Annotated in this window: 25 protein-coding genes; 11 read left to right on the forward strand and 14 right to left on the reverse strand. The window is 41.9% G+C overall.

Translation table 11 applies throughout. From position 1 onward, the window contains the following. Window positions 1–57 precede the first annotated feature (57 nt). From scpB to mrdA, 8 genes are all read right to left on the reverse strand, one after another. Window positions 58–603 (reverse strand): SMC-Scp complex subunit ScpB, encoded by a 546-nt coding sequence (gene scpB, locus ACT3QP_RS06410; protein ID WP_444524920.1) that lies wholly within the window; start codon window positions 601–603, stop codon window positions 58–60. A gap of 118 nt (window positions 604–721) precedes the next feature. Beyond that, the gene (locus ACT3QP_RS06415; protein ID WP_444524921.1) at window positions 722–1,528 is read right to left on the reverse strand and encodes a segregation and condensation protein A; all 807 of its coding nucleotides are present in this window, start codon (window positions 1,526–1,528) and stop codon (window positions 722–724) included. Between the two features lie 61 nt (window positions 1,529–1,589). Continuing rightward, the gene (locus ACT3QP_RS06420) at window positions 1,590–2,675 is read right to left on the reverse strand and encodes a tryptophan--tRNA ligase (RefSeq protein ID WP_444524888.1); all 1,086 of its coding nucleotides are present in this window, start codon (window positions 2,673–2,675) and stop codon (window positions 1,590–1,592) included. A 125-nt stretch (window positions 2,676–2,800) separates the two neighbouring features. After that, window positions 2,801–3,892 (reverse strand): lysophospholipid acyltransferase family protein, encoded by a 1,092-nt coding sequence (locus ACT3QP_RS06425; RefSeq protein WP_444524889.1) that lies wholly within the window; start codon window positions 3,890–3,892, stop codon window positions 2,801–2,803. Window positions 3,893–4,181: 289 nt separating this feature from the next. After that, window positions 4,182–4,568: a 30S ribosomal protein S9 gene (rpsI, locus tag ACT3QP_RS06430; RefSeq protein WP_192518280.1), complete on the reverse strand. Its 387-nt coding sequence runs from the start codon at window positions 4,566–4,568 to the stop codon at window positions 4,182–4,184. Between the two features lie 10 nt (window positions 4,569–4,578). Then, the gene (rplM, locus tag ACT3QP_RS06435; RefSeq protein WP_192518281.1) at window positions 4,579–5,007 is read right to left on the reverse strand and encodes a 50S ribosomal protein L13; all 429 of its coding nucleotides are present in this window, start codon (window positions 5,005–5,007) and stop codon (window positions 4,579–4,581) included. A 253-nt stretch (window positions 5,008–5,260) separates the two neighbouring features. Next, a complete protein-coding gene (gene rsmD / locus ACT3QP_RS06440; protein WP_444524890.1) occupies window positions 5,261–5,938 on the reverse strand; it encodes a 16S rRNA (guanine(966)-N(2))-methyltransferase RsmD in 678 nt (225 codons plus the stop codon). Between the two features lie 36 nt (window positions 5,939–5,974). After that, window positions 5,975–7,936 carry a penicillin-binding protein 2 gene (mrdA, locus tag ACT3QP_RS06445; RefSeq protein ID WP_444524891.1) on the reverse strand — a complete coding sequence of 654 codons (1,962 nt, stop codon included), beginning with the start codon at window positions 7,934–7,936 and terminating at the stop codon, window positions 5,975–5,977. Between the two features lie 494 nt (window positions 7,937–8,430). On the opposite strand from mrdA, the gene ACT3QP_RS06450 reads away from it, so the two are divergent. The 6 genes from ACT3QP_RS06450 (at window position 8,431) to adk (ending at window position 15,421) form a co-directional block, all read left to right on the forward strand. After that, window positions 8,431–9,765: a hypothetical protein gene (locus ACT3QP_RS06450; protein WP_444524892.1), complete on the forward strand. Its 1,335-nt coding sequence runs from the start codon at window positions 8,431–8,433 to the stop codon at window positions 9,763–9,765. Between the two features lie 239 nt (window positions 9,766–10,004). Then, window positions 10,005–12,035 (forward strand): heme lyase CcmF/NrfE family subunit, encoded by a 2,031-nt coding sequence (locus tag ACT3QP_RS06455; RefSeq protein WP_444524893.1) that lies wholly within the window; start codon window positions 10,005–10,007, stop codon window positions 12,033–12,035. Window positions 12,036–12,040: 5 nt separating this feature from the next. Then, a complete protein-coding gene (locus tag ACT3QP_RS06460) occupies window positions 12,041–12,691 on the forward strand; it encodes a DsbE family thiol:disulfide interchange protein (protein ID WP_444524894.1) in 651 nt (216 codons plus the stop codon). Between the two features lie 11 nt (window positions 12,692–12,702). Next, on the forward strand, window positions 12,703–13,251 hold the full coding sequence (locus ACT3QP_RS06465) for a cytochrome c-type biogenesis protein (protein WP_444524922.1): 549 nt from the start codon (window positions 12,703–12,705) through the stop codon (window positions 13,249–13,251). Beyond that, window positions 13,248–14,528 (forward strand): c-type cytochrome biogenesis protein CcmI, encoded by a 1,281-nt coding sequence (gene ccmI / locus ACT3QP_RS06470; protein WP_444524895.1) that lies wholly within the window; start codon window positions 13,248–13,250, stop codon window positions 14,526–14,528. Before ACT3QP_RS06465 ends, ccmI begins: the two co-directional genes overlap by 4 nt. A 236-nt stretch (window positions 14,529–14,764) precedes the next feature. Beyond that, entirely contained in the window at window positions 14,765–15,421 is a 657-nt protein-coding gene (adk, locus tag ACT3QP_RS06475) for an adenylate kinase (RefSeq protein ID WP_444524896.1), read from the forward strand. 231 nt (window positions 15,422–15,652) lie between these two features. Here adk and secB read toward each other — a convergent pair whose 3' ends face one another. The 4 genes from secB to rsgA form a co-directional block, all read right to left on the reverse strand. Then, the gene (gene secB / locus ACT3QP_RS06480) at window positions 15,653–16,108 is read right to left on the reverse strand and encodes a protein-export chaperone SecB (RefSeq protein ID WP_192518317.1); all 456 of its coding nucleotides are present in this window, start codon (window positions 16,106–16,108) and stop codon (window positions 15,653–15,655) included. A gap of 143 nt (window positions 16,109–16,251) precedes the next feature. After that, window positions 16,252–16,515, reverse strand: coding sequence for a glutaredoxin 3 (gene grxC, locus ACT3QP_RS06485; RefSeq protein ID WP_444524897.1), 264 nt, complete (start codon window positions 16,513–16,515; stop codon window positions 16,252–16,254). 395 nt (window positions 16,516–16,910) lie between these two features. Further along, the gene (locus ACT3QP_RS06490; protein WP_444524898.1) at window positions 16,911–17,366 is read right to left on the reverse strand and encodes a rhodanese-like domain-containing protein; all 456 of its coding nucleotides are present in this window, start codon (window positions 17,364–17,366) and stop codon (window positions 16,911–16,913) included. A 139-nt stretch (window positions 17,367–17,505) separates the two neighbouring features. Continuing rightward, on the reverse strand, window positions 17,506–18,609 hold the full coding sequence (rsgA, locus tag ACT3QP_RS06495; protein WP_444524899.1) for a ribosome small subunit-dependent GTPase A: 1,104 nt from the start codon (window positions 18,607–18,609) through the stop codon (window positions 17,506–17,508). 344 nt (window positions 18,610–18,953) lie between these two features. Here rsgA and orn point away from each other — a divergent pair, with 344 nt between their 5' ends. Then, complete coding sequence (gene orn / locus ACT3QP_RS06500) at window positions 18,954–19,541, forward strand: oligoribonuclease (protein WP_444524900.1); 588 nt, start codon at window positions 18,954–18,956, stop codon at window positions 19,539–19,541. Window positions 19,542–19,645: 104 nt separating this feature from the next. On the opposite strand, the gene ACT3QP_RS06505 is transcribed toward orn, so the two are convergent. After that, window positions 19,646–20,500, reverse strand: a complete 855-nt coding sequence (locus ACT3QP_RS06505) for a UDP-2,3-diacylglucosamine diphosphatase (RefSeq protein ID WP_444524901.1) — start codon at window positions 20,498–20,500, stop codon at window positions 19,646–19,648. 102 nt (window positions 20,501–20,602) lie between these two features. Then, window positions 20,603–21,118, reverse strand: coding sequence for a peptidylprolyl isomerase (locus tag ACT3QP_RS06510; protein WP_444524902.1), 516 nt, complete (start codon window positions 21,116–21,118; stop codon window positions 20,603–20,605). 275 nt (window positions 21,119–21,393) lie between these two features. On the opposite strand from ACT3QP_RS06510, the gene ACT3QP_RS06515 reads away from it, so the two are divergent. The 4 genes from ACT3QP_RS06515 to ACT3QP_RS06530 all read left to right on the forward strand — a co-directional run bounded on the left by ACT3QP_RS06515 (window position 21,394) and on the right by ACT3QP_RS06530 (window position 25,796). Continuing rightward, window positions 21,394–23,133 (forward strand): glutamine--tRNA ligase/YqeY domain fusion protein, encoded by a 1,740-nt coding sequence (locus tag ACT3QP_RS06515; protein ID WP_444524903.1) that lies wholly within the window; start codon window positions 21,394–21,396, stop codon window positions 23,131–23,133. A 144-nt stretch (window positions 23,134–23,277) separates the two neighbouring features. Then, on the forward strand, window positions 23,278–24,036 hold the full coding sequence (locus tag ACT3QP_RS06520; RefSeq protein WP_444524904.1) for a phospholipase D family protein: 759 nt from the start codon (window positions 23,278–23,280) through the stop codon (window positions 24,034–24,036). A gap of 233 nt (window positions 24,037–24,269) precedes the next feature. Next, the gene (locus ACT3QP_RS06525) at window positions 24,270–24,908 is read left to right on the forward strand and encodes a peroxiredoxin (RefSeq protein WP_444524905.1); all 639 of its coding nucleotides are present in this window, start codon (window positions 24,270–24,272) and stop codon (window positions 24,906–24,908) included. A gap of 225 nt (window positions 24,909–25,133) precedes the next feature. Further along, window positions 25,134–25,796, forward strand: coding sequence for a glutathione S-transferase family protein (locus ACT3QP_RS06530; protein ID WP_444524906.1), 663 nt, complete (start codon window positions 25,134–25,136; stop codon window positions 25,794–25,796). Window positions 25,797–26,014: the final 218 nt, after the last annotated feature.

A 26,014-nucleotide genomic window follows, 5' to 3' on the forward strand; every position in this document is an offset into this window, starting at 1 on the left:
TAAGATTGTATGGCTATCCCGATATTGTGCATTGAGTACTTTCAAAGCGTTGAAGTTCTAAGACATGGCTTTGATGGTCTCCATATCTGGCATCGGTGGTAGTTCATCTAAATCAGTGAGTCCAAAGGCATCCAAAAATTGTGGCGTCGTGTGTAGTAATGCAGGGCGACCTAAAGTTTCTTTATAGCCGTTTTCCTTGATCCAACCTTTATCAAACAGTTGACGCAAGATATTGCTCGATAACGTCACGCCGCGTACATACTCGATGTCGCTACGTGTAACCGGTTGCTTATAAGCGATGACACTCAATGTCTCTAGTAACGCTTGGCTGAGGCGCTCCTGACGCTGTGGAAAGATGCTTTGAATTAAGGTGCTATAGTTATCTGATATTTGTAGTCGATACCCACTAGCGGTCTCGTGCAAGCTTAGTACACCGCTATCTAATCGTATCTGCAATAAAGACAACGCTTGATTCAGTTCTTTGGTAGATAAAGACAGATGCTTCTTTAACGCGTGAGCAGTTAGCGGCGCTTCTGAGGCATGTAATAGCACCTCAATATCCTTACTGATACTCTCTAAGTGCTGACGTTGCTCATCGGTCAATGACAGTAGTGCTACTGATGATTGTTTCTCATGGCCTTGCTTTGAGTTGGAGGTATCTGTCATTACAAAGCTACTCTTTTTAAATGATGGTATGTATTAATAGTTAGGTAGATGATGGTTAGGCCAACCACTGCAACGTTAATAATTCCATTTGACGGCCTTGAACAGGGTCAAGCTCAGCAGTAGAAGTGTTTTTTAACTCAGTGTTTACCACACCAACCAACTGCCGTTTCATCAGCTCTAATATTGCGACAAAACTGACCACGACGCCTATTTTACCTTGGGCTTTATCTAATAACTCATAAAAAGGTCGTGCACCATCTGTGCTTAATTGCCGACTGATACTGGCTATACGGTCAGCGAGTGGAACGGTGTCGACCTTAATATTATGCATCTGATAATCTGGCTGTAGCTGCATCTTAAACAGACTATCAATCAATAAATTTGGCGAGTAGTTAGGCAGTTCACTATTCATAACATCTTGACTGGGCAGGCTCACCATCGCTAAAAACACATCACGTTCAAGACGAATCAAGTTGTCTAAGCGCTGACTGGCGACTTTGATTTGTGCATACGCCTCTAACCGTTCAATTAACTCTGCCTTTGGGTCTCGCTCATCGGTGGGTGCTTCTGGCCTAGGCAATAGCAATTCTGTTTTAATGGCAATCAATGTCGATGCCATCAGCAAATAGTCACCAGCCAACTCAAAGTGATCGGTATCCAACTCGTTGATGTAAGCCAAATACTGCTCAGTGATGGGCAGTATTGGCATTTGGGTCAAGTCAACGTTGTTTTTTTTGACCAAGTACAACAGAAAATCCAATGGCCCGGCAAATTGTTCTAACCAAATCGCAAATGCTTGCGGTGGCACGTACAAGTCTTCTGGCAAATGCTGCACTGGCGTCTGATAAATACGCAATGACATATCATGAGCGCTGGCAGCAGTCGCTGGAGCTTCTTTTAACAACTGACTTGTATCCAATGGATTATTTAAGCTTGGCAAGTGGTTTGATGCCAATGGCTCGGCGTGTTTTATCCAGTTGCTTGCGGCTATGACGACGTGCTTTTTCTGCGCCCATTTGCAAGATTTCTTCTAGCTCTTTCGGATTGGCCATCAGTTCTTGATAACGCGCACGGAAAGGCGCGATTTCATCATTTATTTTTTCAAATAAGGCTTTTTTTGCATCTCCCCAGCCTATACCAGTGGCAAAACTCTCACGCATGTCCGCTATTTCTTTAGGGGTTGCAAAGGCTTTATAAATCTCAAAAATAGCCGAGTCGTCAGGATTTTTCGGCTCATCAGGCAGTTGCGAGTTAGTAACGATTTTCATGATGGCTTTTTGCATTTGCTTTTCGGCACTTACTTGCGGATTAGAATCACCAAATAGAGGAATGGTGTTGTTATAGCTTTTACTCATTTTACGGCCATCAAGACCTGTTAATAATGGAATATCATCATCTACAACCGCCGATGGTAGTGTAAAGAGGGGTTTGTATCGATGATTAAAAGTACCTGCGATATCACGTGCCATTTCGATATGTTGTACTTGATCACGACCTACCGGTACATGAGTGGCATTAAACATCAATATATCAGCGGCCATCAGTACCGGATAACCGAATAGTCCCATGTTGATACCTTGATCTGGATCGACGTCTTCCTTTTCCATATTGATATCGACAGCTGCTTTATAAGCGTGAGCACGGTTCATCAAACCTTTGGCACATGAGCAGCTCAATACCCATGCTAGCTCTTGAATTTCAGGCACGTCTGACTGACGATAGAAAGTAACACGCTCTGGATCTAAGCCACAAGCAATCCAAGTTGCGGCAATCGCTTTGGTTGACTCATGGATGATAGCGGGATCGTAACAGCCAATAATACCGTGATAGTCTGCCAAAAAGAAAAACGCTTCATCGTCACTGTTTTGAATCGCTTGGATGGCTGGACGAATCGCACCAACGTAGTTACCTAAATGTAGGGTGCCAGTAGGTTTAATACCAGTCAGAACACGCTTTACAGCTGGTGCTTCGGTAGAGGTTTGGTTGTTAGGTGTACTATTACTAGTCATAGGAAATCCGTTATTTCGTTTATCAAATTATTATAAAAGTATTGTTATCTGTGTGCTGCTTACAATAAAAATATTAGCTGCAAAGTATAACAAATTTTGCCATCGCTTATTCTTTGGAATAAAAACTACTTATAGATACCTGTGCGACCTGTCGGCCCATGCTTAAAGCGCCGATGAAACCACATCCATTGCGTTGGATCAATACGAATGAGTCCTTCTAAGATTTCATTAATTTGAGTGGCATCAGCGACTTCATCATTACTGGGATAGTTATTTATCTCAGGCGTAATCGTCAGATGATAATGCGGACGTTTGCCCCTAGGTAAGTTATCAGGCGTTTGACGATAGGTATGTAGCGCCATAAACGCTGGTGGATGAGTCTTGTCACCCAATTTGGCCATACGTCGTGAGGCAGTAATGGTGGCTGCTGGCACACCAAAAAATGGCGCCATGACACCTTGCTTAAGACCATAGTCTTGATCAGGAGAGTACCAAATAACGTGTTTGGCCTTGATGGAGCTGACCAAGCTACGCATATCTCGACTGGAGATTTGTTTACCGAAGATATTGGTACGACCGTTATAAATGAACCAGTCAAGGAGTGGGTTATTTTGCGTACGATACATACAGTCTAAGGCAAAAAACTGGGCACAAAATAAGCCGCCTAAATCAAGCATGGTGTAATGCGCACCGAGTAAGATAACAGGGCGACCTTCATTCTGTGCGTTAACTAAATGCTGCAAGCCTGAGATAGAAACCGTGCGAGTAAATATATTTGGTCGAAACCAAGCGCACAAGGTTTCAAACACCCCGATTCCTTGATTGACAAAGACTTGCTTGGCCATTAATTCTCGTTCAATTTCTGGCTTTTCTGGAAAGGCTAGCTTGAGGTTGATCAAGGTATCACGTCGGCGTGAGCCCGCTATTTTATACAGTAAAGTACCCAGTTTACGACCTAGCCAAAACTGATAGCGTAACGGTAAATAAATCAGTGGCAAAACCAAAGCGAGTAATAACCATATACCCCAGTATTTAGGCAATAAAAACTGCCATTGAAAAGGTTTTTTATCAGCTTGCGCTGTACGCTTATGGGTTTGTCTAATAGTTGGCGTACCATCAGGTAGGGCAGGCGACTTCGCTGACGGCTGTATGCTTGGTGAGGGCATGCTGTCTTTTGAAGGTGGCTTACTGGGATCATACTGTTCGGGCGCTTTCATAATATCCTTTTGCAGCACTTATTATGGCATCGAATCATTGCTATTTTATCGCATTGAAGCTAATGATGAAAAGTTATTACGATAATGGGGTAGTGCTTACTGGTTTACAAGTTAGGTTTTGATACAGTGAGTCTGTGGTGAGTTATTGATATTGAAAGTTAGGCATAAAAAAACCTCACAAGCTGCGAACAGCTTGTAAGGTTTTGCAAATCTATTCTTATTATTTAATGCGATGACTGCCGCTCCGAGAAAAAGACAACAGCTGCAAAACAGTAAGAAATAGCTTTGATTAACGTTTTGAGAATTGTGGACGTTTACGTGCTTTACGTAGACCCAATTTCTTACGTTCAACTTGACGTGAGTCACGAGTAACAAAGCCAGCTGCTTTTAGAGCAGGTTTTAGAGCTTCGTCAGCTTCGATTAGCGCACGAGTGATGCCGTGGCGGATTGCGCCAGCTTGACCACTAATACCACCGCCTGCAACAGTTACATATAGATCATATGCGTTAACAGAGTCTAGTAGTTCTAGTGGTTGACGTACAACCATGCGTGAAGTTTCACGGCTGAAGTATTCGTCAAGTGGTTTACCGTTAACAACGATGCTACCAGTACCTTTTGATAAAAAGACACGAGCAGTAGAAGTCTTACGACGACCAGTTCCGTAATTGCGTTCCATAAGTGTATCCTTAGATGTCTAGTGCTTTAGGTTGCTGTGCTTCATGTGGATGTTCAGTACCCGCATATAGTTTCAGCTTCTTGATCATCGCGTAGCCGAGAGGGCCTTTTGGAAGCATACCCTTAACTGCTTTGTGTAGAACATCTTCAGGCTTATGTGCAAGCAATTTACTGAAGTTAGTTTCTTTGATACCACCTGGGTAGCCACTGTGACGATAGTACTTTTTATCTTGCGCTTTTTTACCCGTTACCGTGATTTTGTCAGCATTGATGACAACAATAAAGTCACCAGTATCAACGTGCGGCGTAAAAGACGGCTTGTGCTTGCCACGTAAGCGACTAGCGATTTCAGTGGCTAAGCGACCAAGGGTTTTGCCGTCAGCATCTACGACATACCAGTCATGGGTCACTTCAGCTGGTTTTGCACTAAGTGTTTTCATGATAAAACCTTAAAATTAGAATTCGTTGAGAGTTTAGCTGGGAACGGGGCTCTCAAAAAACAGACTGCACATTATAAGCAGTAGAGCCTACGCTTGCAAGCTGCATTAGGGTTTATTTTTGCCTTATATACATTTAACTGCAGCGTTTGGCCAGTTTTAAGCGGTTTTAGACATTTTTTAGTGATGTTAAATGATTTATCAAATGTGACAAATGACACAATCGTCAATGTTACGTTTGGTAATCACCGTGCAATTATGACGATGATAGACGATAAAGTCCAGCAACAACTTGTCCAACTTTGGTTTGTTTCAAGCATTCAAAGTCAATATTTTTTAGTGTTGCTTGTGGTTGAGACGTTAAATTTTCATTAAAAGTATCTGCTAGTTGCTGCAGTTGACTCTCTAGGTCTTTGTCAGCCTCTAAATAGATCAACGTTTCGGTATCAATTAATGATTGAGTTATGAGTGCCATCAAAATCGGCTGCCACAAGTCTTGAGCATACGGAGGATCAATGAACACAATATCGAAAGTATGAGGAGTAAACGATTCTTGTGTTAAGACTTGTTCTGCTGTGCCTGTGATGATTTGATGGTTGTCAGTATTGAGGCGTAATTGCTCAGCACTTTGCTGCAACATAGCGCTTTGAGCACGATTCATTTCAATAAAAGTACAGTGTGCAGCTCCGCGAGACAGCGCCTCAAATCCTAAGACACCACTGCCTGCGCAGCTATCAAGCACATAGGCACCATGAATGTCAGCGAGCAGCCAATTAAATAACGTCTCACGCAGTCGGTCAGGGGTTGGACGTAAACCTTCTGCATCGATGAAACTTACAATACGACGTTTAAATTGACCTCCAATGATACGCACATCGCCTGCTGCACAGACTTTTTTGGTTTGGGTGTTTTTCTTAGGTTTATGGCGGCTCATAGGTTTATTCATTATCTTATCTCACGGGCAGTCTTTTTACTCGGAGGTAGCGACTGCTGCTTCTTGTGCAGCCTCTTCTTTATCACGTAAGGCGTCACTCATGGCTTTTTCAAAGGCTTTTTGGCGTTTAATGACTTTTAATTCATCAGCAGTCGGTGGCAAAATAGGATTGCTCTTGCGTTGTAGTACCCAATAGTCAAATAATGCGCGGCCGATAGGAGCGGCAACCGTACTACCGCCACCACCATTTTCGACCAGTACTGCAAGGGCAATCTGAGGGTCTTCGACTGGCGCAAAACCATTGAACCAAGCATGATCCCAATGGCGTTTATCTATTGCGGATTTATCATAACGTTTGCCCTGTGCAATAGACTTTACTTGAGCAGTACCCGTTTTGCCGGCAATACGGTAACGAGGGGTGTAAATACCACGAGCAGTGCCGCTTTTCACGGTATTTTCCATAGCATCATGCATACGTAACCAGTCTGAAGGCTGACCATTATAATCAATTTTACCATCAGGTTTGGTGATGACGTCAACCTTGGCTTCACCGTTACTATTTTTGAGTAAGTGCGGGGTAATATGGTAGCCTTTATTGGCCGTCATGGCTGTGGCGTTAGCTACTTGTAGCGGGGTAGCCAAAAAATATCCTTGACCAATACTGACTGAAATGGTCTCGCCCGGTAACCAGTTTTTATCGTAGGTATCTTTTTTCCACTTTGGAGAAGGCATAATGCCTGGTTTTTCATTGGGTAAGTCAATACCAGTTTTTTCGCCAAACCCAAAGCGTACCATCCAGTCATGCAAACGTTGGATACCCATCTCGTAGGCCAGTTTGTAATAATAGGTATCTACCGACATCATAATTGATTTTTTTAAGTCGACGGTACCGTGTCCTCCTCGTTTCCAGTCACGAAAACGGTGTGAATCACCAGGTAAACTGAAATAACCGGGGTCGTAGATAGTGCTATCCCAATTACGTAGGCCGTAGTGGATACCGCCCAAGCCCTCAAAAGGTTTGATAGTAGATCCGGGTGGATACATGCCTTGGAGCGCACGATTATATAATGGTTGATCAGGACTATCTCGCAAGTCGCCATAGTCTCGGAAAGAGATACCTGAAATAAACGGGTTAGGGTCATAGCTTGGATTACTGACAAAGGCCAAGACATCGCCGTTCTTGGGATCGATCGCTACGATTGCGCCGCGTCGGCCATCAAGTTGTTGTTGAGCGATTGTTTGTAAGCCATAGTCCAGAGACAAGGTGATGTCATTACCAGCGATAGGTGGCTTGGTATCTAGTTGACGAATGATATTACCAAGAGCATCCGTTTCAACTGATTGATAACCTGGTTGCCCGAGCAATACATCTTCATAATAGTCTTCGATACCGATTTTGCCGATTAGATCTGTACCAGCGTAACGGTCTTTATCAATACGTTTGCTTTCTTTGTCGTTAATACGCCCTACATAGCCAATGACGTGTGCAAATAGTTCACCATAAGGGTAGTCGCGTGTTAACTTGCTTTGGATACTCACGCCACGAAAGAAGGGTTTACGTTCACTAAATTGTGCCAGCTGTGCATCAGTTACGTCAATTTTTATGGTCACAGGGTCATTTTTACTTCTGCTCAGACGCGCTAAAATATCAGTAATGTCTTTCGTTGTCAGATCGAAAATAGGTGCAAGTAACTGTAAGGTGCGTTCTGGGTCTTCAACTTCATCAGGGCTTATCATTGCGGTAAATACAGGCTGATTGTCTGCCAATATTATTCCATTACGATCGTAAATATAACCACGGCTCGGCGGTGCAGATATTAGCTTGATACGATTGTTATCGGCTTGTGTTGTGTATTTATCATGGGCATAGACTTGCAGATAACCATAACGCGTTATTAAGCCGCCCAACCCAATAAATATCAAAATACCAAAGACGATAATACGACGGGTAAAGATACGACTGACCTGTTCACTGTTGGGAGTTATTGGTTTATTCATATAAAATTAAAGCCTGAACGGTCAGATTAAGTCAATAAAATAAAAATAGGCGGGGTCGTTAACCAGTATGCAGTAAACATAAAGGATTTCAAACATATAGAAGTAATGGTTTGAAATAACAGCGAATCAATTTGTCTATGGATAGGCGTTGTCACTGAACCATAAATTATAACAGAACAAGTTAGAACACGCAGTACTTTGCTATTTGTTTTGTCTTTATTATTGCTACATCAATGATAGCTTATATTTAGGTCTTTTCTATCTGTGTAGGCTGATAAAGCATGTCATCTCTAGTCACAACTTGCCTAAGGTCTGCGTGTGCTAATACATAGCAAGTATGCTAAAATCAGGCGATTTATTTTATAGTAATAATTATGGATAGAGCGTGTTTTTGTGAAACGTTCTAATTTAGAAACGGCGCGTTATTAGTAACGACAATATTGGCAACGACAGTATTAGCAACGATAATCAACCTGTCAGGGACAAGATAAGTCATGGACCCAACTTCATTGTGGCAGACGATAGCTGAACACCCAGAATTTTTTGCCATGCTAACGATTCCTCCTGTGACAGCATTTGTCACATGGATACACGTGTGGATGGCACTTAAAATGCTGTTTTATCCCATTAAATTTTGGGGTATTCGTATTCCAAACCTACCTTTTTTTGGGTTGCCGGGTGTCGGCTGGCAGGGTATTGTTCCACGCAAAGCTGGTAAAATATCAGGTGTCATCGTTGATCAAACGTTATCAAAGCTTGGCTCGCTTGATGAGTTTTTTCAGGCGATGGAACCTAAGCAGATGGCGACATTTATCACGGATACTGTTGATAATAACCTCGAAGCGCTGATTGATGAGATCATGTTAGATCATTCACCAGCACTGTGGGGTAACTTGCCTTATGCAATCAAACGCCGTGTTTATGCCCAAGCGCATCAAGAATTACCTAGTATTATGCAGTCTTTAGTGACGGACTTGACCCACCACGTCGAAGACCTGGTTGATATGCGTCGAATGATTGTCAATACGATGGAGAGCGATCGTCGTTTGATGGTTAATATGTTTTTAAGAGTTGGTCAAAAAGAAATCGATTTTATTTGGCATATCAGTGCTTTGATTGGCTTGTTCTTTGGCATTACTCAAATGTTCATATTTTTGCTAGTGCCGCAACATTGGACAGTACCATTTTTTGCAGCAATTTGGGGGTTTCTCACCAACTGGATTGCGATTTGGATGGTGTTTAATCCAGTAGAGCCGCGCTTTATATCCTATGTGAAGTTTTTTTCTGTACAAAGTCATTTCCCTTTTATCAGACCACAGTTGCCACGTATTGAAAAATATCGTTTGCAAGGCGGTTTTATGAAGCGTCAAGAAGAAGTTTCTGAGGTTTTTGCTGAAATTGTTGTAAAAGATTTGGTCACGCTTGAAAACATCATGAATGAGATGATGTATGGCGATCGTGCTGTGCAAACGCGTGAGTTGATGAAATCACATTTATATACAGTGTTAGAGTCACCTGTTATTAGTACAACGTTGCGTGTGAGCTTAGGTCGCCGTGAGTACGGTCAATTAAAAAACACGATTATTGATAAGTCAATTGTAGCAACAATGGTACCACTGCGTGATCCTGAATTGAATGAAAGTCGTGCCAGTAAAATATTTGGACTGTTTCGTGATCGTATTCGTGCACTGACGCCAAATGAGTTTCAAAATTTATTACGTCCAGCTTTCCGCGAAGATGAAATGACATTGATTGTGCTCGGTGGGTTGACCGGATTTTTGGCTGGCTGGTTACATCTGGTGTTAGTGTTTTTCCCCGCAATTCAATAATAGGTGTCTTTTTATGTTTTTTACACACATCACATACAGAGTGGATACAAGAATGTGACAAGTTGGCGCTAATGTACCATGCTGTAAAGGTCTCAAATTACACAGGCTGGTGGCGATAATCATCGCAGTCATACATACAGCAGTCATAAATATTAGATGTTCTAGATATTTCAAACATCTTAAAATTCCAATCCCTAAAATAAACTATGACCGTATTAAGGTAAACAAGGTTAGACCGTATGTTAATCACAGAATTGGGTTATTTTGCCTTGCTGGCCGCCTTTATGTTGGCGATCTTGCAGGTGGTATTGCCGACCGTTGGCGTCATGCGCGACCATGTTGCATGGCAGCGTTTAGCACCAAGTCTAGCATGGGCACAGTTTGCTGCAATGATTACATCATTTGGCGCACTGATGGCAGGCTTTTATTACAATGACTTTAGCCTGGTCTATGTCACGCAACATTCTAATACGTTGTTGCCTTGGTATTATAAGTTGTCAGCAACGTGGGGTGGACATGAAGGTTCACTACTGCTTTGGATGACCATTATGGCCACTTGGTGTGCGTTGGTCTCTTATTTCAGTCGTGGTTTACCACTGTCGATGCGTGCACGAGTTCTGGTTATTTTGGCCGGTGTGCAGATGATGATGCTAGCGATGCTTATTTTTACCTCATCGCCATTTGATCGTACATTGCCTAATTTACCTGTTGATGGTGTAGATCTCAATCCTGTGCTGCAAGATTTTGGTTTGATTATTCATCCGCCTATGTTGTATATGGGTTATGTGGGTCTAGTCGTGCCATTTGCTTTTTGTATGGCCGCATTGTGGGAAGGTCGTTTAGATGCTGTATGGACACGCTGGTCGCGTCCATGGGCGCTCGCTGCTTGGGGGTTTCTAACAGTTGGTATCGCGCTTGGCTCATGGTGGGCTTATTATGAGCTTGGCTGGGGTGGTTGGTGGTTCTGGGATCCAGTAGAGAACGCCTCTCTAATGCCTTGGCTGGCTGGTACAGCACTGTTACATTCAATGGCAGTTACCGAAAAGCGAGGTGTATTTAAAGCATGGACGATTATGTTGGCGATTTTTGCCTTTGCGCTTAGCTTATTGGGTACGTTTCTTGTACGCTCAGGTGTTATCACTTCTGTGCATTCGTTTGCCGCTGACCCGACTCGTGGTTTGGTTATCCTCGTGATTCTGGGTGTGATTATCGGTGGTGGCTTATTTATGTTTGCTGTCCGAGGCTGGCGTTTGACTGTTGAAAGTCAATATCAGTTGATTTCACGTGAGTCTTTTTTAGTTATCAATAACGTCATTTTGTTGATCTCAACCTTAGTCGTTTTACTTGGTACGTTATATCCTATTATTGCGGATTCCTTTAGTTTGGGTCAGGTGTCAGTTGGTCCTCCGTATTTTAATGCGCTGTTCGTGCCATTGACTTGGTTGATATTGGTCGCAATGGGTATGGGATCCAATATTCGCTGGAAAAAAGACAGCCGCCCGCTATTGGGTTCTGGTACGGTTATTGCGGCAAGCAGCATTGTATTGGCAGCGATTATCACCTATTTTGTTAGTCCGTCTGCGATGCTCAATATTGGCGTGACATTGGCAGTTAGTTTTTGGGTCTTGTTCTGGATGGTAGTAGACTTTAAGGACAAAACCAAAAATGCGCCTAGTTTCTTCAAGGGTTTACGTCAATTACGTCTTAGCTATTGGGGTCAGCAGACCGCTCATATCGGTGTGATTGTAGCGGTTATTGGTGTTGCGTTTACCAGCACGTTGAGCATTGAGCGTGATGTTGCGCTTGGACCAAATGATAGTGTCCATGTTCAAGGTTATGACTTTACCGTCAAGGGTTTTAAGGAAATCAAAGGCAGTAATTTTGATGCTACGCAAGCTGAAGTCGACATCACCAAAAATGGTGAGGCTGTGACAACACTATATCCTGACAAACGTAATTATATTATCAGTATGATGCCGATGACCGAAGCAGCCATTGATGCCAGTCTGATGCGTGATGTTTATGTGGCACTTGGTGAGCCTATTGCCGAAGGTAGTAATGAATGGGCAGTACGTATATATGTTAAACCACTCATTCGCTGGATATGGCTTGGCGCGCTAATTATGGCGTTCGGTGCGCTATTGAGCATGTTTGATAGTCGTTATCGTATCAAGAAAATCAAGACGCCTGCACAAATAGCGGCGAATAAAGCAGGATTTTCGACTGTTGCCGATTTAGAAGCAGCCACTATAAAGGCGGGGGATAAGTAAGTAACATGAGTACATCAAACTACACCCCTGATCAGCACGATAAGAAAAGTAGTCGTAAAACCATGAAAAAAAAGCAACTTAAATTATGGTTTTTAATACCGCTCATTGTCTTCTTCGGATTGGTCGTTATGCTGTACATGCGTCTGGGTAAGCCGACAGAAATTGTGACTAATACCGCGCTTGAACGTCCAGTACCCAATTTTGAGCTACCGCTATTGTCAGATACCAGTCGTATCATGACCAATGCGAATTTGCCCAATCAGCCTTTTTTGATGAACATATGGGGCTCTTGGTGTCCTACCTGTATCATTGAGCATCCTTTTCTAATGCAATTAGAGGAGCGTGGTGTCAATTTAGTCGGTGTCAATTATAAAGACGATATTGGTGATGCTTTGGGATATTTGAACCGAGGTGGCGATCCTTTCTCAATGTCTATTCAGGATTTATCCGGTCAGTTTGCTTTAGATTTGGGTTTAACTGGTGCGCCCGAGACTTTCGTTGTTGATGGTGAAGGTATTATTCGCCAGCACATTATTGGTGAGATTAATGAAAGTAACTGGCAAAGCCGTATTACGCCTTGTTTGATGGTACTCAATGACGCCAATAATAACGACGTTACTCCAGAGTTAAGTCAGATTGAGGAGGCGTGTAAATGATTGCTTATCAAATGAAGGTAGGGTTGTTAACGCTAGCCGGTTTTATTATAGCTTGTCTATTGAGTGTGACCAGTTATGCTGCGATTGAGGTTTATGATTTTGATTCTCCACAGCAAGAAGCGCAATATCGTGGTCTCATTGAAGAGCTACGTTGTCCAAAATGTCAGAACCAAAACTTAGCAGGCTCTGATGCACCTATTGCTCAAGATCTGAAACAAAAAACTTATGACTTGATAAAAGACGGCCGTAGTGATGGTGAGATACGTGCTTATATGCAAGAACGTTATGGAGATTTTATCAGTTATAAGCCACCTGTACGCCCATCAACATGGATATTGTGGTTTTTTCCGCCATTATTACTCATCATTTTATTGATAGGCTGGTTTTGGCAAAGCAAGCGGCGCCAGCTTGTTGCTAGTGGTGAAAGTGGAGTGTCAGTGAATAATACTGCTACGGCACTGTCTACTGCCGAAAAAGCTGAACTGGATCGTTTGTTATCACGTGCTGATAGCAATGATAAGAAAGATCAGGACATCACAAGTCTCGAGGACAAAAAATGACCATATTTTCTACTGTGGGCTTATTTATCGCTATAAGTTTACTTATTGCCTTAATACTTGCTGTTATTGTTATCATGCCGTGGTTAAGAGCGCCTCGTTCTCAACAGAAACAGATAGACAATCAGCTGTTAGATATTAACCTTGCTGTATTTCGCGAGCGTTTAGCAGAGCTAAAAACAGATAAAGATAGTGGTACTATTGATGATAGTCATTATCAAAATCAAAAACTTGAGCTTGAGCGTCAGCTGCTAGATGCTCAACGTGATGTCACACCGATGGTTACACCCGGTATTAAAAGTCGACTGATTATTATCGTTTGGGTGCCTGTATTAACAGGTATGTCTTATCTGATGGTTGGCGACCGTACACCTGTATTTGAACTTTGGACAGCTGAAGACAAAGTTGCTCAGGTTGCCGATGATTTGTTGACGGGTAAAATTGATCAGCCACCTGCTTGGGCAGTCGAAAATGGTCAGCAGCTGATCAGTGCCATGCAGACTAATGTATACCGCCATGCTGATGACCCAGATCGTTGGATGCGTCTATCTGAGTTGTTCTTATCATTAGAAGCGACAGATTCGGCGTTAGAGGCATTGTCACGTGCTTATCGTCTATCGCCAGAAAATGAAGAGATTGCGACAACTTATGCACAAATTAGCTTTTTTGCTAATAACGGTCAGCTAGATGGTAATAGTCGCCGAGTATTAGAAGGTGTGTTGGCCAAAAATCCAGGTCATGAAGGCGCGCAAATGCTCATGGCAATGGGTGAAGCCCGTAGTAGTAACTTCGATGAAGCACAAGGTTGGATTACGCGTCTACGTGATAGTATTTCTGCAAAACCAGGTGACCATACCCAAGCGCTGGCAAGTTTGGATGAGTTAAGTGCTAGTGTGGCTGATCAGCGTGCGCAAGCGTCTGAAGGGGTTGAAGTCACTGTGAAAGTAAGTGCTAGCTTGTTACCTTTAGTCAAGGGTGATGACGTGTTGTTTGTGGCGATACGAGATGTTAATGGTGGACCACCATTTGCAGCTAAGCGCTTACCAATCAGTGTCATTAAGCAGGGCGAAGCCAATATTAGCCTAAGTGATTTAGATGCAATGATGCCTGAACGTACGTTAAAATCTGCACGAGATAATAAAGTTCAATTAGCCGTCATCGCACGTATTAGCCATAGTGGTACAGCCACTGCAGAGTCAGGAGATTTGTCAGGAAACCCTGTTGTGATTGGTCCTGAGCAAACTGAAGTCAATGTAGAAATTAATCAACAAATCCCATAATACAATCAATCTATTGTAGGTTTGTTTTGCTGTGAGACTCTATAATATAAGCGCTATCGCCAGATACAGTATCGTGCAAGTGTGTTATATGAACAGGTAAGTCATGGTCACGTATCATCGCAAATAATTAAAGTACTTGAGCTTTGCAAAGCCACAAGGTAAGGTAGCTTTGCAAACAACCAATCCCAACGTTGTATTAGTCCCAAAATCCTATCTATTAAGAGGAGAATCGTATAATGATGCGTATTATTTTGCTAGGCCCACCAGGGGCAGGTAAAGGCACTCAAGCCCAATTTATTTCGAAAGAATATAATATCCCGCAAATCTCAACAGGTGATATGCTGCGTGCAGCGATCAAAGAGGGTAGCGAGCTGGGTAAAAAAGCCAAAGATATCATGAATGCTGGTGGCTTAGTTTCTGACGACCTCATTATTAACTTAGTGAAAGAGCGTATCGCCAAGCCTGATTGTGTAAATGGCTGTATCTTTGATGGTTTTCCACGTACGATTCCACAAGCTCAAGCGCTTGCAGATGCAGGTGTTGCCATTAATCATGTGGTCGAGATTAGTGTGCCTGATGACGAAATTGTTAACCGCCTGTCTGGTCGTCGTCAACATCCAGGTTCTGGTCGTGTTTATCATATCCATCATAATCCACCTAAGCAAGATGGTCTTGATGATGTCACTGGTGAAGAATTAATTCAGCGTGAAGATGACAAAGAAGCCACTATTCGTGATCGCTTAGCGACTTATCATGAGCAGACATCAGCTTTGGTTGGTTTTTATCAAGACAAAGCAAAAGAAGGTACTGATGCGCCTAACTATGATAAATTTGATGGTACTCAAGGTATTGATGATGTGAAGCAACAAATTTTATCAGCACTAAAAGGCTAATCATTCATTTTAGATAATTGATGACGCTAGCGCAGACCCTGCCCATTATTTATTGGCAGGGTTTTTTTATACCTAGCGATTTCTATACCTAGTGATAAAAAAAGGCTGTTTCTATAAAGAATGAATGTCTAATAAAACACAAATAATAGAGCATAAAAAAGCCGCTAACTCATCCATAATAAGTCAACGGCTTTTAGATGCTGTTATCTTGATATATTATCAATCCAAGATCTAAGCGTTACCCTGAGCACCAACTTGTGCTTGCTGTTGGCTTTGCGCGTAAGCTTGATCAAAGTTTACAGGGGCAAGTAGTAGCTGTGGGAAGCTACCACGTGTCACGATATCACTGATGACCTCACGAGCATATGGGAATAGCACATTAGGGCAGTAGGCACCTAGGATTTGACCAATTTGGTCTTCCGGAATATCTTTCAATAGGAAGATACCTGCTTGATGAACTTCAGCGATAAACGCTGGTTCTTCAGCATTTTTTGCTGTAACGCTCACGGTCAAAATGATTTGATAATGATCGTCATCTAGTTTTTCTGCGTTGCTAGACAGGTTGATATCAAGCTCTGGGTTCCACTCCTTGGTAAATACGCCAGCACCTGGAACTTCGAGTGACATGTCTTTTACGTAAATGCGCTCTAGTGCCAATTGTGGTTGTGCTTGTTCTTCAGCCATGATAGTTCCTCTAAAATTGAATCAAATAATTAAGAAAATACAATTGTAATATAAATCGAGACTGAGTTTGGATATTTCATCTCGATATTTTTATCGCCAGTTCCACTACCTATCTTCATAATAGTTGAAGATGACAAAGTAGTAGATTAACCTGCTAATAACTCGTCTAGCTTACCTTGTTGGTTCATTTGATTGAGTTCATCAAAACCGCCGACAAAGGTATCGCCAATGAAGATTTGTGGCACAGTACGATAGTTATTGGTTTTTTTCATTAATGCTTGGCGCTCTTCTTTGCTTATGTCGTGCATACCAATCTCTTCATAATCGACACCTTTATTTTGTAATATTTTTTTAGCGTTTGTACAGTATGGACAAATAGGCGTGGTATATACTTTAACAGATACAGTCATGGTAAATCCTTATTTATAAGTGTGTATGAGGCAAGGGATTCATTATAATTAGTTTGGTAAAATATCATAGTTTACGCCTTGTTATAATATGTCATCCATAAGTAATGCCGTTCACAAAAATGAGTTCAGCAAGCAAAATGGGTGCAAATACTACACATGGTAGACTAGAGAATTTTGATACAGCTAATGGTGTTTTTAGGGTTAGTGTAAAGGGTAAATATATTTTGTGCTGCTTATTACTACAGTGGGGATGAGCATCGCGAATTCAAGATGTTGTCGCATAAAAGTACGGCAGATGAGCATAAATATCACAAAAAAAGACACCCATTGATAAGGTGTCTTTTAATTGCCATGACCAATCCACTATTAATAATTGATACTGGTAGAGTGCTATTCTACTTATGCAGGCTAGGCTTCGTTTTACCTTTGGTCTTTGATTTGGCTTTTGTCACACCGACCAACGGCATACCAGAGCTCTGCCAACCACCGACACCACCTTCTAAACGGTAGACATCATCTTTACCGATCATTTGAATCGCAGCACCTGCCTGCACGCCTATATCACAGATAATAATCACTGGCTGCTCAATCGCGCGAATCTCTTCTAGGCGATCTTTTAGCACAGTGAAAGGTATGTTACGACTGCCTTGGATATAACCTGATTCAAACTTCTTTTTTTCACGAATATCGATAAGCTGCGCATTTTGCGAGTTCACCATCATACCAAGAGTGTTGGGCGATATTTTTTTGCCGCTACGCTTGCTTTCAATCGTAAAAAACATGACGGCAAGTACGGCTAATATACCAAATAAAAACGGGTGATTGCCCAAAAAATCCAGCGCACGTTCCAAACCATACCTCCAAGAAAATAAGTGTTCTATTAAGCTGAGACATCAGCCTAACGATATTGAACAAGGCGCTATTATACCGATTAGACCATCCAGAGTAAACGTGTGATAGACAACCTAGCAGTTAAGCGTTAATAAGACCTTAATAAGGCTTGGTATCTGCTTCTTCTCTGAGAGTGACAAGGTTTTCGACACGGCGCTGTAATACCTCACCGTTAGCCACTGCTTGCCACAATGCACAGCCTTTACTGTTATGAGTATGACGACAATCACGGAACTGGCAATCACCTGCGAGTGGTGCAAGCTCTATGAAGCCTGAGATAATGTCGTCGGGACTTAAGTGCCAAATACCATACTCACGAATACCAGGGGTATCGACGATACCGCCTTGTGTCAAATCATTTGGGTGAAAAGGTAGTAAACGGCTGGTGGTCGTGGTGTGCTGACCGAGTTTTGAGTTCTCAGAAATAATATTGACGCTCTGTGCTGACTTTGGCAATAGTGCATTGATCAGGCTGCTTTTGCCGACGCCGGATTGACCAGCGAAAATAACCAGCTTTTTGTCTATATACTGCTTTAGTTCATCAAGTCCTTGCTGGTCAGTACTGTCTGCAATATTTTCGGGACAGTCTACTGACGTAAGCACGCTCTCATAACCGAGTGCGGCATACTGTGCTAGTAGTTCATTGGTATCGACGTCGTTTTCTGCTGCCAATAAATCAGCTTTGTTGAGCACCAATAACGGCTTTACACCAGCGTGGTGACAAACGACTAAATAACGATCAATAAGCGTTGGCGCTGCAGCAGGCAATGGGGCAAAAACAATGGCCAAAATATCAACATTGGCGGCGACAGGTTTGAGCTTATGATAGCGATCAGGACGGGACACAAGTGAGCTACGTGGTTTGACGGACTCAATACGTCCAAAACCTGTATTAGAGTCCGCAGTCCAGCGTACTTGATCACCTGCGGCCAACATTGGTAGGTTGGTACGTACGTGACAGCGCCAAATATCATTTAATTCAAGCGTCTGCCAAAACGGCTCAGGATCGTCAGGGGCAATCTCTGGCTGTAAAGGTATCACAGCCGGCAAGCTAGTGACCTGTACTTCCAGTTGTTTGCCATAATGCGCCATGACCACGCCATCCATCAAACTGTCATCGATACTGTCTTGACTGTCTAATTGTTGTTTATCGATGCGACGAATCTGTTGTTTGGTCAGTTTGCGCTGCCTGATTAATGCCATGGGTTTTGACCTATTAAAAAAATATTGCTAAGTGTAGCGTGAAAATTTGCTAACATACAGCCTAAAGCGCCTATACCAGACGGTGGTTTTGTAATGTTTTAATTTTTAAACACATTATAAATTAGCAAGCGCAAAATAACATCATTTGAGCATGACCATTTATAGATGGTTTATTTAGTTAAAATTGCGCTAACGTTGTACTATAGTCATTCCACTATAAAATTATTGCAGCGTTAACCTCGTTTGAAGTGTTAGATATACATCTACACTCGGCTGCCTTGTACTACTTTTAAATTGAATCGACTATAACATTGTGCCAAAATTTATTGACCATAGGACAAAATATGAGTACCGATGACCATCCCAATAAAATCAAAATCAGAAACCAAGGCAAAAAAGGGTTGGTATGGATTGACCTAGAGATGACCGGACTGGATACCTTAAACGATGAAATTATCGAGATTGCTACTGTTGTCACTGATGAAGATTTGAACGTACTTGCTGAAGGTCCTGTGTTTGCTATCAAAGTATCGGACCAAGTCTTAAATAAGATGGATGACTGGAACACCAAGCAACATGGTCAATCAGGATTGGTCGATCGTGTACGCCGTAGTACGGTGACATTGGCAGAAGCAGAAGCAGAGACCATTAAGTTTTTAAATAAATGGGTCGATAGTGGTAGATCACCAATGTGTGGCAACTCAATTTGCCAAGATCGCCGTTTCATGGCACGTCAAATGCCAGAGCTTGAACGCTTTTTCCATTATCGTAATCTCGATGTTTCATCAATCAAAGAGCTATGCTTCCGCTGGCGCCCTGATATTTTACGAAACTTTGAAAAAGGTGGCAGTCACCTAGCGCTAGACGATATTCGCGACTCTATTCGTGAGCTAAAGCATTATCGTCAGCACTTTTTTAAGTTGATTCCTTAAAACGTAAAGCGTTTTAGATACAAGCCAATAGTGACGAAATAAAAAGGGTCAACTCATAAGTGAGCTGCCCCTTTTCTATATCTGAAGTATACTTAAAACATATATCAAACAAGTGCTTTAAACTCAACCAATTCAAATTCAGCATTTTTACTACTAAAGCTATCATGTGTATTTTCGTCGCCTGTCACTGCGCCAATCACCGCACTGACTTTCGGTTTGCGCGTGTTTTTATCTAACAGTCGCCAATCGCCTAAGACATAACGTTTCTTATCAGCAGTCGCCTGATGAATGTCTGGACGATGCGTGTGCCCATGCAATAGAGCATCACTATCAGTTATTGCCTGTATTACAGCGTCTTCGTTGACATCCATAATATGAGTGGCTTTATTGGCATTATTCTGCTGGCTTTTTCGGCGCATTTTCTCAGCGATAGCCAAGCGCTTTTCTAACGATTTATTCAGTAGATACCACTGCGTTAAACGGTTGCGCATTATTTTGCGAAAAAACTGATATTTTTTATCATCGGTACAGAGCGCATCGCCATGCTCTAAGCGATAAGTTTGTTGTCCAATATTTAGGGTGTATGGCTCATAAATAAGCTCACCACCGAACAGATTACAAAATGAATAGTCCAGTAAAAAATCACGATTGCCATGCATTACCAAAACTTCGCAACCACTGATGCGGAGTTTTTTTAACTTGATAATAAGTGGTGTGAGCCAATTTTCTTGGCGCTCGTCTTCTGATAGTGATAAATAAACGTCATCACCGAGCCACGCCTCAAACCAATCGCCTAAAATAAATAAGCGTTCCAGCGCCGGTAGCGCAAGGCAGTCATCGAGCAGTGCCAAAAAAGCCTGCACTAAGGCAGGCTCTTCAGGCGATAAATGCAAATCGCTAATCAATACTTGTCGCACCTCATGAGGGCGGGTGGTAATTAGATGGTCAAAACTTTGCATTTATCCTTATCCTTGTGACTTATAAGAGTGCATTTTTTAAAATACTCTCTGAATAAGTGCTTACTGAATAATATCTATCAAATAACAATTAACTGTCAATTACTACTGAGAGACAATAGTCGCTGAGTTGATCACTACTGGCTCTTTTGGTACATCAGCATGCATGCCGAAACGACCAGTAGGAACGCCTTTCATTTTTTCGATGACGTCCATGCCGCTTGTTACTTTACCAAATACGGTGTAGCCCCAACCTTGCATGTTTTTGCCAGTGTGATTTAAGAAGCCATTGTCTTTTACGTTTATAAAGAACTGGCTAGTCGCTGAATGTGGGTCTTGTGTACGTGCCATCGCAATCGTACCAGCATCGTTCTTTAGACCGTTGTCAGCTTCGTTTTCAATTGGTGCATTGGTTGGTTTTTCGTTCATTTCAGCGTCCATTCCGCCGCCTTGAATCATGAAACCATCAATGATGCGATGAAAGATAGTACCGTCATACTGACCAGATTTTACATAGTTCAAAAAGTTTTCTACGGTTTTTGGTGCTTTTTCTGCATTGAGTTCGATAACGATCGCACCCATATTGGTGTCTAGTTCTACTACTGGTGGCATGTCTACCATGTGATATTCCTTGTTGGTTGCAGCGCCTCAAGTGACGCTGTCAAGTGGTGGCTAAAAGTTGGTGGTTAAAAAGTTATGGCTAGTCTAACGGCTTTTTTAGTCTGTGTCATGTATCAGGCTGTTAATGCCTTTGCAAAAGCTGATAGAATAACGCAACTTTATCCCTTTTTATTATAGTTTTTTGATGACCTGTTTTTAATGGTTTGGTTTGAATATTCCATGATGTGTGATGGCACGCATCGTGAACTGATAATTTGCGTTAGGAGCAATGCCCGATGAGTGATAACTCAAGCAACAATGCACAAAAAGACGAACAAAAAAACGATTTTATTCGTAATATCATTCGTGACGATGTCAATGCGCAAAAACAGCAACAAATCGTGACGCGCTTTCCGCCTGAGCCGAATGGCTACTTGCATTTAGGTCATGTAAAGTCTATCTGTTTAAATTTTGGTGTGGCTGAGGAGTTTGGTGGTGTTTGTAATTTACGTTTTGATGACACCAATCCAACTGCAGAAAAGCAAGATTTCATCGACAATATTGAAAATGATGTGAAATGGTTAGGTTTTGACTGGGCAGGTGACGCACACCATGCTTCAGGTTACTTTGATCAGCTACATGCATGGGCAGTACAGTTGATTGAGCAAGGTGATGCCTATGTTGACTTGCAATCGCCTGAACAAATGAAAGATAACCGTGGCTCATTTAATGAGGCTGGCACGTCATCACCACATCGTGACGCTAGCGTTGAAGAAAACCTAGCGCTCTTTAATGATATGAAAGCGGGTAAATATACTGAAGGGAAAGCGGTGCTGCGTGCCAAAATTGACATGGCAAGCCCCAACATGAACATGCGCGACCCTGTCATCTATCGCGTCATGCATCAAGCGCATCATCAAACGGGTGATAAATGGTGTATTTATCCGATGTATGATTTTGCACATCCGCTGTCTGATGCACTCGAAGGCATTACTCATTCATTGTGTACATTAGAGTTTGAAGATCATCGCCCATTCTATGACTGGGTCATCGAAAAAATTGGCTTTGATGTACCACCGCATCAATATGAGTTTAGCCGTTTAAATGTGGATCATACGTTGACCAGTAAACGCAAACTTAAGCAGCTTGTAGATGAAAATATTGTTAGTGGGTGGGATGATCCACGTATGCCGACTATCGCTGGTATGCGTCGCCGTGGCTATACGCCAGAAGGTTTACGTGATTTTTGTGATCGCGTAGGTGTGACAAAGGTAGATAGTGTGGTTGATTTTCGCTTATTAGAGTTTAGTATTCGTCAATCGTTAGAGACGACGACTGCACGTGGTATGGCAGTACTCAAACCGTTAAAGGTAACCATTACAAACTTTGCGGAAGCAGTTGGTAGTTGGGAATCGCTAAAAGCTGATGGCGTCAACGCGCGTTTTGATGATGCCGCGGAAACCTTATGGTTGACGCAGCCAAATCACCCTAATGTCGATATGGGCGAGCGTGAAATCCCATTCACTGAGGTCATATATATCGACCAAGGCGATTACGAGATTGTACCGCCAGCAGGCTACAAACGCTTGTCACCAGAAAAGCCAGAGATTCGCCTACGTAACACCTATGTGTTGGCAGTGACTGATCATATTACGGATGAAGCTGGCAATGTGGTCGAACTAAAAGCCACCATTGATCCGTCTACTTTGGGTCAAAATCCTGAAGGCCGTAAGGTTAAGGGTGTTATCCACTGGGTATCGGCTAGTCAAGGCGTTCCAGCAACCGTGCGTATGTATGAGCAGCTATTTAGTGTAGAAGACCCAAGCGGCGTCGCTGACGTCCATCAAGCATTGAATTCTAACTCGTTGACTGAACTAAATGCCGTGGTTGAGCCATCACTTGCCAATGCTGATGCTGGCACGCGTTTTCAATTTGAGCGTGAAGGCTATTTCATCTCTGATAGCGAAGACCACAGCACGGATAAACCGGTCTTTAACCAAATTGTTAGCTTACGTGATAGCTATAAACCTGTTTAATGCCGAGATAATCACTTACTTATCATTTATTTGATAAAATACTGAACAATAGTAGTTTTCAAGCATGCCCATTTCTAGTAGTCTAGAGATGGGCTTTTTTTGTGAATAAGCACAATTTTTAATAGTAGATGTTAGGAATGAAAAATGGCAAAGTTCTTAAATAGTAGTGGTACGACTTATCATTTAGAAGAGTTGATTAAAAACGCTTCTGATAGATTGATCATTATTAGTCCGTATTTAAAGCTGAATGAACGTATTAAAGAGCTACTAGAAGATCGTAACCGTCTTAAAATTGATATTAGAATCGTTTATGGTAAAAATGATCTACACCCTGAGGAGATAAATTGGCTCAAAAATCTAACCTTTATTCGTACTAGCTTTTGTAAAAACTTACATGCCAAATGCTATCTCAATGAAAATGAATGCATCATTACCAGTTTAAACCTTTATGAGTTTAGCCAAGTTAATAATAATGAAATGGGCGTGCTTATTTACCGTAATGAAGATGCTAAGCTCTATGCCGATACCTATGAAGAAGCGCAGCGTATTATTCGTATCAGTGAGGAGGTGCGAATGTCGCTTGAAAAAGTAACAGCAGCTGATGGTAGGAGTGATAATAAAGTCACCTCTAGTCATACTATGACTAATACAAATGTTAATACAACGGCGAAATCTACCACAGAAGTGGTGACACCAAATTATTCTAAACTAACGACGGCCAAGCTTGCTAAAGAATTGGGTCTTAAGACACAAGAGCTAAATGATAAATTGCTAGCAGCTGGGTATTTACAAGAACAAGAAGGTGATTTGCTACTTACAGAGGCAGGAAAAGCAGCTGGTGGCACAAGCAAACGAGGTAAATTTGGTGAATTTTGTTTGTGGGATGCAGGGATGGTGGTGTAATTAATTCTCTAAGTATATACTGGTTTAGTTAGTGATAAACAGAATAAGCGCATTACAATCCGTCACAAGACATTAATAACCAGTTTGTTAATATAAAGTGAGTTTTTGACTGGTATGCTTAGCATTATTTTGATAACTGAGTATATCAATGATGATAATAATAGAGTGAATTGATAGCCTTTTATAGCAATGGGTATCAAGGCTCACCAATAAACATAAATAAGGAATGAATCATGGCACATTTACGTTTAGGCGATATAGCACCAAATTTTGACGCGACCACCACAGATGGCGATATCAATTTCCACGAGTGGGCAGGTGATAACTGGGTTGTTTTTTTCTCACATCCAGCGGATTTCACGCCAGTTTGTACCACTGAGCTTGGCCGCGCTGCTGCACTGAATGGTGAGTTTCAAAAGCGTGGTGTTAAACCAATCTGCATCTCAGTTGATGGTATAGACGACCATCATGCTTGGGCAAAAGACATTGGAGAAACGCAAGGTACGGCGCTTAACTTCCCAATCATTGCAGATCCAAACAAAGACGTCGCTGAACTCTATGACATGATGCATCCCAATGCTGATAGCACGCACACCGTGCGTAGCGTGTTTATTATTGATCCAAGCAAAAAGATCCGTTTAATCTTAACGTATCCAGCCAGCTGTGGTCGTAACTTTGATGAGATTCTTCGTGTTATTGACGCGCTACAACTGTCTGATGAATATAACATTGCAACACCAGTAGATTGGAAAGATGGTGATGATGTGATCATTCCACCAAGTGTCAAGAACGAAGAAATTGCTGCTAAATACCCTAAAGGTTATACAGAGGTTAAACCTTATCTGCGTACCACACCTGCACCAAATAGATAAGGTGTAGCAGTCTTGTAATTAGAAATGATGAGCCCTGTAACGTAATGTTATGGGGCTTTTTACTATTTATATAACAAGCATTATCAGGTTTTGCTATGATGAGCATAGTAGGCTATAACTGTTATATAGCGTGTTGATATTCTGAACTATACGCTATAGTACGATAACCATAACAAAGTCTATCAGCGCTGAGTCGCTTTGAATCCAACTTACAAGGAGTTTGTCATGAAAAAATTATACGTCACTCGTACAGCACCGAACCCACGTAAGGCACTTATCTTATTAGCGTCAAAAGGCATTGATGTTGATGATATTGATGATATCAAGGTTATTGATATTGATTTCGCTGCTAATGAGCAGAATTCAGATGAATTTACTAAAATGAATCCGATGCGGACTGTACCAGTGCTAACCTTGTCTGATGGCACTGTGTTCAATGATTCCCAAGCAGTTTGCGAATACCTCGACCGCGTTTATGGTGAGCGCTCCGTGATGGGTAACGATGTCATACAACGTGCACAAGTATGTTCTATGCGCCGCATTGCAGAGTTTGAAGTATTATATAACTTCATGTTGGCGTTTCAACATAGCAATCCGGCTAAAGCCCAACGTATTGAGCAAGTGCCAGAGTTTGTCGCACCCTCTATCGCACGAGGGATCAAAACACTTGCGTATTTTGAAAACATATTAGAAGGCCGTGAGTATCTAGTTGGTGAGCAATTGAGTTTTGCTGATATTGTTCTATATATAGGTTTAGACTTTGGAAAAGTACTGAAAGTAGATCCTAATGAACAGGGTGAGAATCTTGCTCGTTTTTATCAAATGATGAATGAGCGCTTTAGTATTAAAAATATGGCGAAAGCCAAACTTGCTCACAAAGATGCATAAATAAAACGTTCAAGTTAACAAATGATTTATCGTCGTCAGCCTTGGTAGTCGATAGTAGTATCAACTATTCAAGGCTTTTTTATGGCGGTATATAGAATAATAGTTACTATGAAACTATAAAATCAAACACTTTGTTACAACCAAAATAGTCACTAGCGCTATAGTATGTAGGCATTTACACTATATTTAAGCTGGTATCATCAGTTATTTAGACTTAT

The organism is Psychrobacter sp. AOP7-B1-24 (assembly GCF_052376215.1).
Taxonomy (GTDB): domain Bacteria; phylum Pseudomonadota; class Gammaproteobacteria; order Pseudomonadales; family Moraxellaceae; genus Psychrobacter.